The organism is Lysinibacillus sp. fls2-241-R2A-57 (assembly GCF_030209535.1).
In the GTDB taxonomy this organism is placed as follows: domain Bacteria; phylum Bacillota; class Bacilli; order Bacillales_A; family Planococcaceae; genus Lysinibacillus.
On record NZ_JARVRU010000048.1, the window covers coordinates 1 to 9017 of the forward strand.

Genomic DNA, 9017 nt, shown 5'->3' on the forward strand with positions numbered 1-9017 from the left:
TGATAAACCCATGAATATCGCTGATAAAAGTCGGAGAATCGCTGATAAATCTGTGGAAATCGCTGATAAAAGTCCGAGAATCGCTGATAAAAGCGTGGAAATCGCTGATGAAGTCCGAGAATCGCCGGTAAACTCGGGAATATCGCCGGTAAAAGTCGGAGAATCGCCGGTAAACTCGGGAATATCGCCGGTAAAAGTCGGAGAATCGCCGGTAAACTCGAGAATATCGCCGGTAAAAGTCAGAGAATCGCCGGTAAACCAGAGAATATCGCCGCTAAAAGTTCGAAAATCGCCGGTAAACCCATGAGTATCTCCGGAAGAATGCAAAAAATCACCTGAAAGGAGCAAAGTAGAATGAAATATAAAGGTTGGTTGTTGCCACCTGCATTACGAGATTTTCATGAAGGACGTATTTGGTTAAAGGAATATTCCCCATTTTCAAAGGAAGATATCGAGAAATCAATCCATCATAACTACTTCCATATAATAGAAGGGATTCAAAAAGTGCCGCATGTAAAATGCAATCGTTGCCATAATAATGATCCTCAGCAATTTACAACGTTTGATTGTTCAAAGTGCCAGCAGCAATGTATATATTGTAGACATTGTCTGAATATGGGCAGAGTGAGTAGCTGTACGCAATTGATAATCTGGACAGGCCCTCTTGTAATTAGAACAAGAAAGCATTCACTCAAATGGGCAGGACAATTTACAGTGCTTCAACAGCAGGCAGCAAATGAAATGCTAGAAAGTGTTAAAGCAAACCGTTCCCATCTTTTGGCGGCAGTATGCGGAGCAGGTAAAACAGAGCTACTTTTTCCAGCTGTTCATCATGCTTTAAAACAAGGCTTACGGGTATGTATTGCTACGCCGCGTACAGATGTGGTACTAGAGCTATATCCGCGCTTTCAAAAGGTCTTTCCACAAGCAGTGATGCATGCTTTATATGGAGGATCACCGAAGCAGGAGGGCTATGGGCAGTTAGTGTTGGCGACAACTCATCAGCTCTATCGCTTTGAACGAGCGTTTGATGTCATGATTGTTGATGAGGCTGATGCATTTCCCTATACATTTGATGAAACCTTACAAAGAGCTGTACAAAAAGCAAAAACGGAAAGCGCACCAATATTGTTCGTCACAGCAACACCGTCGCAAAAATTACTTACTGAGTATCAAAATAAAAGCTATTCATTCATCCCGAAGCGCTATCATAATCGTCCATTACCAGTCCCTCGATTTGATGCATTATGGAGCTATGAAAAAAGCTTAAAACGAGGGAAAATCCCACGAAAGCTAAAACAATGGACGGAAGAGCGTCTTGCACGCAAAGAACCATTTTTAATATTTTTTCCGAAAGTAGAGTTAATGAAAATAGCTACGCCTCTTTTTCAGTTATTCGATGCAAGCATTATGGCGGTCCATGCCGAAGATCCTCATCGTAAAGAAAAAGTGCTTACACTACGTCATGAAGAAGTTCCAGGTTTACTCACAACAACCATTTTAGAAAGAGGTATTACGATAAGGAATGTGCAGGTTGCAGTTATTGGAGCAGAATCGACTATTTTTACTTCCAGTGCACTAATACAAATCGCTGGGCGAGTTGGTCGAAATGCTGATTTTGCAGATGGAGATGTTGTATTTTTTCATCATGGCATTACAACTGAAATGGATGATGCACGTACTAAAATTCTTTATTACAATAAGAAAGGATTTCCACTATGAATAAAATTGAAACACTTTGCTTATTATGCTCACAGCCTCTGCAATCAACAATTTCTTGGAAAATACTTTTAACGAAACACTTCCAGCCAACCATCTGTGATAAGTGCTCGGCTCGATTTGAACATTCTCCTACAGCAACGGCTCTCTACCAATATAACGACGCTATGAAAGATTATTTGCATCAATATAAATTTCTTCAAGATGTAGCACTCGCAAAAGTATTTCGACAGGAGTTACATGCACGATTTAAAAATGAAAAAGCAACCATTATACCGATTCCTATGCACCTACTCAAACAAAAAGAACGTACCTTCTCGCATATGGAGGAGCTCTTAAAGGCTGCCAATATTCCTTTTAGACAACTTTTAGAAAAGACGACCGCAGAAACGCAAAGCTCCAAAAATAGAGAACAGCGCATACAAGCAGCTCCTCTTTTTCGTCTGATGGCTGGTGTACATGTAGAGCATAAAGAATATCTTCTTTTTGACGATATAAAAACAACAGGAACTACTTTGCGGCACGCCACGGAGATTTTATTAAATGCAGGTGCCCGAAATGTTCAAAGCTTTACTTTAATTAATGGATGAAAATGCTAATGCATCATGTATAATAGATTACGAATATATAGGATTCGTATATAGCCTCTGGCGGGTGTTACCGATTTTGAAAGGAATGAATAAAGGATGTTAGCCTAAAATCTTCGCATCCTGCGAAAACGGCTAACTGACCTGCATCGTGCAGGCCTAGGAATAATTCAAAATCCGGACGCATTGTTTATCTGTAGCGAAAGCGAAGCGACAGCTACAATTATGCCAAGAGGAAATTGATGTAAGAGGAGGAAGAATAGATGGCAGAGGTTCGCAATTGTCCGAAATGCAATGAGTTTTTTAATTATACAGGGGTTAGAGAAGTATGTCATAAATGCGCTCAATCTGAAGAAGATTTATATCAAATCGTTTATCGCTTTCTACGTAAACGTGAAAACCGTGCTGCGACAGTAGAACGTATTGTTGAAGCAACAGGAGCTGAAGAGGCGCTATTGTATAAATGGGTTCGTAAGGGTCGTTTACAGACTGCGATGTTTCCTAATCTTGGCTATCCATGTGACAACTGTGGTCATCTAACGACAAAAGGTAAGCTTTGTACAAAATGCCAAGATGAATTGAAGGCGGATTTACGTACATTTGAAGCAGCAAAAGAGTTCCGTGAAAGTGTGGAAGAACGTGATCGTGTTACATATCACGCAGAACGAAAACGCTAACTTCTTTCAGCGAGTGTCCAAACACTCGCTGAAATAGAGGAACTCAGTCTAAAACGCCACGTCCTGTGGCAACGATTGAGTGACCAACATCGTGTTGGCTTAAAGTGTGTTAATTTTAAACAAAATTAGCACACTTTTTTATATTTGAAAACTTAACATTATGTGAGACAATCCGAAATAATAGTAAGATAAGCGTTTTAGATGGGGGGGTAAAAAATGAAAATTACATCTTATGGTATTAACGCGATGAACGCCTATAAAAATCAGGTGCGCAATGTAAAATCAGGCGCAAACAAGGCATCTTTCGCCGATAAAATCGAAATTTCCAAGGCTGCACAGGAGATGCAAGGTGTTTCAACATACAGCACAGAGCGTGCAGAACGCGTACAACAATTAAAAGAAGATATTGCTTCTGGTGAATATAAAGTCAACGCTCGCAAAGTTGCAGAAGATATGCTGAAATATTATCGTTTCTAAGGAATATCAGAAAGGGTGTTTAGCAATATGTCTGTAGAAGCGATCTGTTCTACACTAACAATGCTAGAAAGAATGCATAAAAGCTTACTTGAACTAGCCTTTAAAAAAACGGAAACCATTACTGCTGGCAATATCGAAGCACTGGACCAATTGCTCAAGGATGAGCAGGCACATGTAGCAGCTATCGACAAGCTCGAGCAACAGCGTCAGAAACAGGTAACGGAATACCTTGGAGCAAAAGGATTTGCTTCAACTGACAAAACGACTGTCGCTGATGTCATCGATGCTGCTGAACAACAAACTGACAAAGACACGCTATCAGCAGTTCGCAATCGATTATTGCAAATTATCAATGACTTAAAAAAACAAAATGATTTAAATCAAAAACTAGTGTTCCAATCATTACAATTTGTCAATCTCACACTAGATGCTTTACGACCTCGACCTGAACAAATCAATTACTCAGGCAGTGAAGTACGCGGCACAAATTCAATGGCCAAAAAATCATATTTCGATTCGCAAGCATAGTTTCTTACGTCTATGCAAGAAAACTATGCTTGAAATTATAAACGTTACTAAAAGGAGGAAAAATAATGCGCTCAACATTTATGGGCTTAGAAGCTAGTAAACGTGGTTTATTTACACAACAAACAGCTTTATATACTACTGGACATAATATTTCCAATGCAAATACATTAGGTTACTCTCGCCAACGAGTAAATATGCAAGCAACTCCTGGCTTTCCAACGGCAGGCTTAAATCAACCTGTTTATCCAGGTCATCTTGGTACTGGTGTTGAAGCAGGGTCCATTCAACGTATTCGCGATGAATTTATCGATCGTCAATATCGTCAAGAAACGAATAAACTGGGTTATTGGGAATCAAAAACAAAGGCGATCTCTCAGATGGAGGATATTGTAAATGAACCTTCCGAATTTGGTTTAGATAAAGCATTCGAACAGTTCTGGAAAGGGCTGCAAGATGTAGGGAGTAAGCCAGCAGATATGGCTTCACGTAGGGTTGCTATTGGTCGTGCAGACCACTTAGCAGAGTCCTTTAGATATCTTGATACACAATTAAAAATGATTCAAGGTAATCTTGGGAACGAGATTGATGTCTCTACTAAGCAAATTAATACGATTATAAAGCAAATTGCAGCTGTTAATAAACAAATTCAAGAGGTTGAACCAAGTGGACACGTGCCAAATGACTTGTACGATGTGCGTGATGTTTTGGTCGATAAGCTAAATGAATATATCCCGGTGTCTATCGAGCGTGTTCCTTCAGGCGGTCTTGCATCTGAAGTTGCTGAAGGTAGTTTGAAAATTACATATAAGGGCGCTGATGGTGTTGTCAGAGATTTAGTAGATGGAAAAGATTTTGCTCAATTCACTGCAATGGGGAGTAAAGGTAGTAAGGTGACAGGAGAAGACATTTCAAATGTATTTTCTGAATTGCAGCTAACAGGGATTGCATCTTTAGACGCTCATGAAGCGGGGACTGTCACTACCTCACAAACTGCGATTAAACAACAGGACTTCGAAGCATCAAAGGGGAAATTCCTATCTCTAGTTAATTCCTATGGCTATAATGATGCAAGTGGTGTTACAAAGGGCTACTATCCTGAAACATTAGCAGAATTAGACAAGTTAGCGGATGCCTTTATTCAAGAATTTAATGACCTGCATGCAAAAGGCTATACACTAGAAGAAAAAGATGCAAATGGCAACGTTATAAACGCTTCTACTAATGGAGGCGTGTTCTTTGAAGGTACTGGTGCAGGTGGTATTAAAGTTAATGAAGCTATTAAAGATAACCCAAACCTTTTAGCTGCATCTTCTGGGCAAACTAAAGAAGGGGACGGTAAGCATGCTTATGAGCTTGCGAATATGCAACATAAATTGTATGCATCAATTGGAAATGCGACTTTGCAATCGTTTTATCAAGGAATCGTTGGAAAAGTTGGTGTAGACGGTGAAGAAGCCCTTCGTCTAGCTGCAACTTCTGAATCTCAACGTTTGATGGTGTCAAATAGCCGTGACGCTATGAGCTCCGTTTCTTTAGATGAAGAGATGACAAATATGATTACTTTCCAGCAAGCGTATAATGCAAATGCACGTATGATTACAGTTGTGGATGAAACATTAGATAAAATTATTAATGGTATGGGCCGAGTTGGTCTATAAGATTAAAATAGTAAGCAATTTATGGAGAATAACTCTCCGACCTACAAGAAGGGAGTTTTTACGAAATGCGCGTAACACAATCAATGTTATCAGGAAACATGCTTCGAAATTTAAATAATAGCTATGGCAAAATGTCTAAGCTTCAGGATCAACTTGCTTCTGGCTCAAAAATCAATCGACCATCAGACGACCCTGTCATCGCAGTAAAGGGTATGGGCTATCGTCGTGATTTAGCAAAAGTCGAACAATACACTCGTAATATGATTACAGCAAGTAGCTGGTTAGATTCAACGGATGAATCCCTTAATCAAGTTGGCGAACAAATGAAGCGTGTGCGTGAGCTCGTTGTTCAAGCAGCAAATGATACAAACACACCTGAAGATCGAGAAAAAATGAAAATGGAAATTGACCAAATTCGCCAACAAATTCAAGATGTGGGGAATACGAATATTGATGGTAGCTATATATTCAGTGGAACGAGAACGAATGAGCCTTTATTTACTGGCGGCACTTTGAATCAAAATGTCAATGCAGATGGTGTGAATATAGAAATTTTTGATGGGATTCAAATTCCTGTCAATACACCTGGTAAAGATCTGTTTAAAAATATAGATGATATGATGGGGAAAATCTCTAATTTACTAGGTGACCCAACAAAAACTGGTAAAGAGATTGGCGATATGCTTGGTGGTGTTTCTTCATCAAGTACCAGTGATGATATCACAACAATGCATAATAAAGTTTTAGAGGCACAGGCTGACATCGGTGCACGTCAAAATCGTGTAGAGATGATGGAAAATCGTCTAGGTATACGAGAAGTCAATGTTACAAAGCAATTGAGAGATAATGAGTCTGTGGATTATGCAAAAGCTATTACAGAGATGGTCACACATGAATCAATTCACCAAGCTGCACTTTCAGTAGGTGCTAAAATTATTCAACAAACCTTAGTGGATTTTATCCGCTAATTAATCAAAAGCGTTTGGACACTTTGTTCAGACGCTTTTCTTGAAAGGAGATGTTTATATGAAACTCCCACAAATCCAAATTCATACAACAGATGCGAAAATAGACCTTAATATATCTAAGCCGCAACAGTATATTAAACAACCAAAAGCAACACAGCATATTGAACAACCAGCAGCAATACTCGATATAAATACTACTCGTGGTGTACTAAAAATAGATTCTTCACAAGCGAGACGTGATTTAGGTTTAATCGGCCCTCTTGAATCAAGTGCAAACTACGCAGAAAAAGGTAAACAAGAGGCACTCAAGGGGATGGCGCGAAGAGCTAGAGAGGGACGTCAAATGATGGATAACTCTGGTAAAGATCAGGGGCGTGCGACAATCCAAAATATTGCTAAACAAAATCACGGACCACATCGTCCGGGACCTTATAATATTAAATTTGTTCCATCTGTGGGTTCTGTCAAAATTGACTATACACCTGGGACAACGGACGTCAATATCCAGCGTAGAGAACCAATTATTGACGCAAAGGTGAACAAACCAATACACGAATACACACCAGGAAAAGTAACTGGTACAATGGTACAAAGACCAGATGTTGACATCGATGTCGTCATTTAAAGGAGTGCAAATTAAATGAAAATCACTACTAAATTTTTAGGTGAAGTCGAAATTATTGATCAGGACATTATTACATTTGAACATGGGTTATTAGGATTAGAAGATGAAAAAAAATTCGTCATACTACCTCTTGATGCAGATCTTCCATTAGCTATACTGCAATCAGTGGAGCATGCAGAAATTGGATTTGTAGTGGGCTATCCATTTGCTTTCAAAAAAGATTATAGTTTTGATATTAGCGAAGAGGATTATAAGCAGCTTCAAATTGAAAAAACAGAAGATGTACTTACATATGCTATCGTGACAATGAAGGAATCATTCCAAGATTCTACTATCAATTTGCTCGCACCCGTAATTATTAATATGGAGAAAAAATTAGGAAAACAAATAGTTCTTCAAGATAATAAATCCTATCCATTACGCTTCCCGATGCAAACATTGGAAGGAAGTGCGAAATAATGCTAGTCTTATCACGAAAGAAAGATGAATCTATTATGATTGGCGACCAAATCGAGATTAAAATCTTAGCAGTTGAAGGTGAACAAATTAAAATCGGCATCGTTGCACCAAAAACGGTCAAAGTACACCGTTCAGAAGTTTTTGCAGCCATTCAAGCCCAGAATAAAGAAGCATTGTCATCATCAACAAGCTTCTTGGAACAGTTGAAGAAAAAATAAATGCTTTTAGTTTTCGCCAATTTTTTAAATTAGTAATCTATTACATAAAAAAATAAAAAAACTTTCAATAAACTATTAAACATTTCCAACTACTAACGATATATAGAGTGTAGGATGCAGGAAGTACATACTACCTAATCCGAAATTCCACACGGATGTGGAATAAACAAACAAACATTCAAGGAGGAATTCCAAATGAGAATTCAACACAACATTTCAGCTTTAAACACACACCGTAACCTAGCTTTCAACAACACTCAATCTTCTAAAAACCTTGAGAAATTATCTTCAGGTTACAAAATCAACCGCGCTGGTGACGATGCTGCTGGTTTAGCAATCTCTGAAAAAATGCGCGGACAAATCCGTGGTCTTGATATGGCTACTAAAAACGCTCAAGACTCAATCTCTTTAATCCAAACTGCTGAGGGTGCTCTTAACGAAACTCACTCAATTCTACAACGTATGCGTGAATTATCAGTACAATCTGCGAACGATACAAACGTATCAGCTGACCGTAATGATCTTCAAAAAGAAATCAATGCATTATCTGAAGAAATTACACGTATTTCTACAGATACAGAGTTCAACACTCAAAAACTACTTAATGGTTCATTCAAAGGTAGAGTATTCCATATTGGAGCTAATGAGAAACAAAACATTAAGCTTTCAGTTGCAAACATGGGTGCATCTGCACTAGGCGTTAAAAATATTAACATTTCTAAACAATCTGCTGCTGATAATGCAATCACAAAAATCAATGATGCATTAAAAACAGTATCAGCTACTCGTTCTGATTTAGGTGCTGTTCAAAATCGCTTAGAGCACACAATCAATAACTTAGGTGCAACTTCTGAAAACTTAACAGCTGCTGAATCACGTATCCGTGATACAGATATGGCAAAAGAGATGATGGGCTTCACGAAGAACAACATCTTAATGCAAGCTGCACAATCTATGTTAGCGCAAGCTAACCAACAGCCACAAGGCGTTCTACAATTATTACAATAATTAAAAAGAAAAGAGAGGAGAATTCCTCTCTTTTTTTATTTGGTGCGCCCGGCATGCGTATGAACTATAGGGTGTAAGTCCCGAACCCCGAAG

At 38.7% G+C, this 9017-nt stretch carries 12 protein-coding genes; 11 read left to right on the plus strand and 1 reads right to left on the minus strand.

Annotated elements, in window-relative coordinates; genetic code table 11:
- The coding region (locus QRN68_RS10305; RefSeq protein WP_285396796.1) for a hypothetical protein at window positions 1–327 on the minus strand (327 nt) is incomplete at its 3' end.
- A 27-nt stretch (window positions 328–354) separates the two neighbouring features.
- On the opposite strand from QRN68_RS10305, the gene QRN68_RS10310 reads away from it, so the two are divergent.
- From QRN68_RS10310 to QRN68_RS10360, 11 genes are all read left to right on the plus strand, one after another.
- Window positions 355–1722, plus strand: a complete 1368-nt coding sequence (locus QRN68_RS10310) for an ATP-dependent helicase ComFA (protein WP_285396797.1) — start codon at window positions 355–357, stop codon at window positions 1720–1722.
- On the plus strand, window positions 1719–2309 hold the full coding sequence (locus QRN68_RS10315; protein ID WP_285396798.1) for a ComF family protein: 591 nt from the start codon (window positions 1719–1721) through the stop codon (window positions 2307–2309). The genes QRN68_RS10310 and QRN68_RS10315 overlap by 4 nt, the downstream gene beginning before the upstream one ends.
- Before the next feature lie 260 nt (window positions 2310–2569).
- Window positions 2570–2983, plus strand: coding sequence for a TIGR03826 family flagellar region protein (locus QRN68_RS10320; protein ID WP_285396799.1), 414 nt, complete (start codon window positions 2570–2572; stop codon window positions 2981–2983).
- Between the two features lie 216 nt (window positions 2984–3199).
- Window positions 3200–3460, plus strand: a complete 261-nt coding sequence (flgM, locus tag QRN68_RS10325) for a flagellar biosynthesis anti-sigma factor FlgM (protein ID WP_285396800.1) — start codon at window positions 3200–3202, stop codon at window positions 3458–3460.
- Between the two features lie 27 nt (window positions 3461–3487).
- Entirely contained in the window at window positions 3488–3988 is a 501-nt protein-coding gene (locus tag QRN68_RS10330; protein ID WP_285396801.1) for a flagellar protein FlgN, read from the plus strand.
- Window positions 3989–4053: 65 nt separating this feature from the next.
- On the plus strand, window positions 4054–5646 hold the full coding sequence (gene flgK, locus QRN68_RS10335) for a flagellar hook-associated protein FlgK (protein WP_285396802.1): 1593 nt from the start codon (window positions 4054–4056) through the stop codon (window positions 5644–5646).
- Between the two features lie 65 nt (window positions 5647–5711).
- Window positions 5712–6614: a flagellar hook-associated protein FlgL gene (gene flgL / locus QRN68_RS10340; protein WP_285396803.1), complete on the plus strand. Its 903-nt coding sequence runs from the start codon at window positions 5712–5714 to the stop codon at window positions 6612–6614.
- Between the two features lie 58 nt (window positions 6615–6672).
- A complete protein-coding gene (locus tag QRN68_RS10345) occupies window positions 6673–7239 on the plus strand; it encodes a DUF6470 family protein (RefSeq protein WP_285396804.1) in 567 nt (188 codons plus the stop codon).
- Window positions 7240–7254: 15 nt separating this feature from the next.
- Window positions 7255–7698 (plus strand): flagellar assembly protein FliW, encoded by a 444-nt coding sequence (gene fliW / locus QRN68_RS10350; RefSeq protein WP_285396805.1) that lies wholly within the window; start codon window positions 7255–7257, stop codon window positions 7696–7698.
- Window positions 7698–7916: a carbon storage regulator CsrA gene (csrA, locus tag QRN68_RS10355; protein ID WP_285396806.1), complete on the plus strand. Its 219-nt coding sequence runs from the start codon at window positions 7698–7700 to the stop codon at window positions 7914–7916. The genes fliW and csrA overlap by 1 nt, the downstream gene beginning before the upstream one ends.
- Before the next feature lie 195 nt (window positions 7917–8111).
- Entirely contained in the window at window positions 8112–8924 is an 813-nt protein-coding gene (locus QRN68_RS10360) for a flagellin N-terminal helical domain-containing protein (RefSeq protein ID WP_285396807.1), read from the plus strand.
- Window positions 8925–9017 lie beyond the last annotated feature (93 nt).

Coding starts and splice junctions, on each gene's coding strand:
- QRN68_RS10310 (WP_285396797.1), top strand. CDS start 355: ATGAAATATAAAGGTTGGTTGTTGCCACCTGCATTACGAGATTTTCAT.
- QRN68_RS10315 (WP_285396798.1), top strand. CDS start 1,719: ATGAATAAAATTGAAACACTTTGCTTATTATGCTCACAGCCTCTGCAA.
- QRN68_RS10320 (WP_285396799.1), top strand. CDS start 2,570: ATGGCAGAGGTTCGCAATTGTCCGAAATGCAATGAGTTTTTTAATTAT.
- flgM (WP_285396800.1), top strand. CDS start 3,200: ATGAAAATTACATCTTATGGTATTAACGCGATGAACGCCTATAAAAAT.
- QRN68_RS10330 (WP_285396801.1), top strand. CDS start 3,488: ATGTCTGTAGAAGCGATCTGTTCTACACTAACAATGCTAGAAAGAATG.
- flgK (WP_285396802.1), top strand. CDS start 4,054: ATGCGCTCAACATTTATGGGCTTAGAAGCTAGTAAACGTGGTTTATTT.
- flgL (WP_285396803.1), top strand. CDS start 5,712: ATGCGCGTAACACAATCAATGTTATCAGGAAACATGCTTCGAAATTTA.
- QRN68_RS10345 (WP_285396804.1), top strand. CDS start 6,673: ATGAAACTCCCACAAATCCAAATTCATACAACAGATGCGAAAATAGAC.
- fliW (WP_285396805.1), top strand. CDS start 7,255: ATGAAAATCACTACTAAATTTTTAGGTGAAGTCGAAATTATTGATCAG.
- csrA (WP_285396806.1), top strand. CDS start 7,698: ATGCTAGTCTTATCACGAAAGAAAGATGAATCTATTATGATTGGCGAC.
- QRN68_RS10360 (WP_285396807.1), top strand. CDS start 8,112: ATGAGAATTCAACACAACATTTCAGCTTTAAACACACACCGTAACCTA.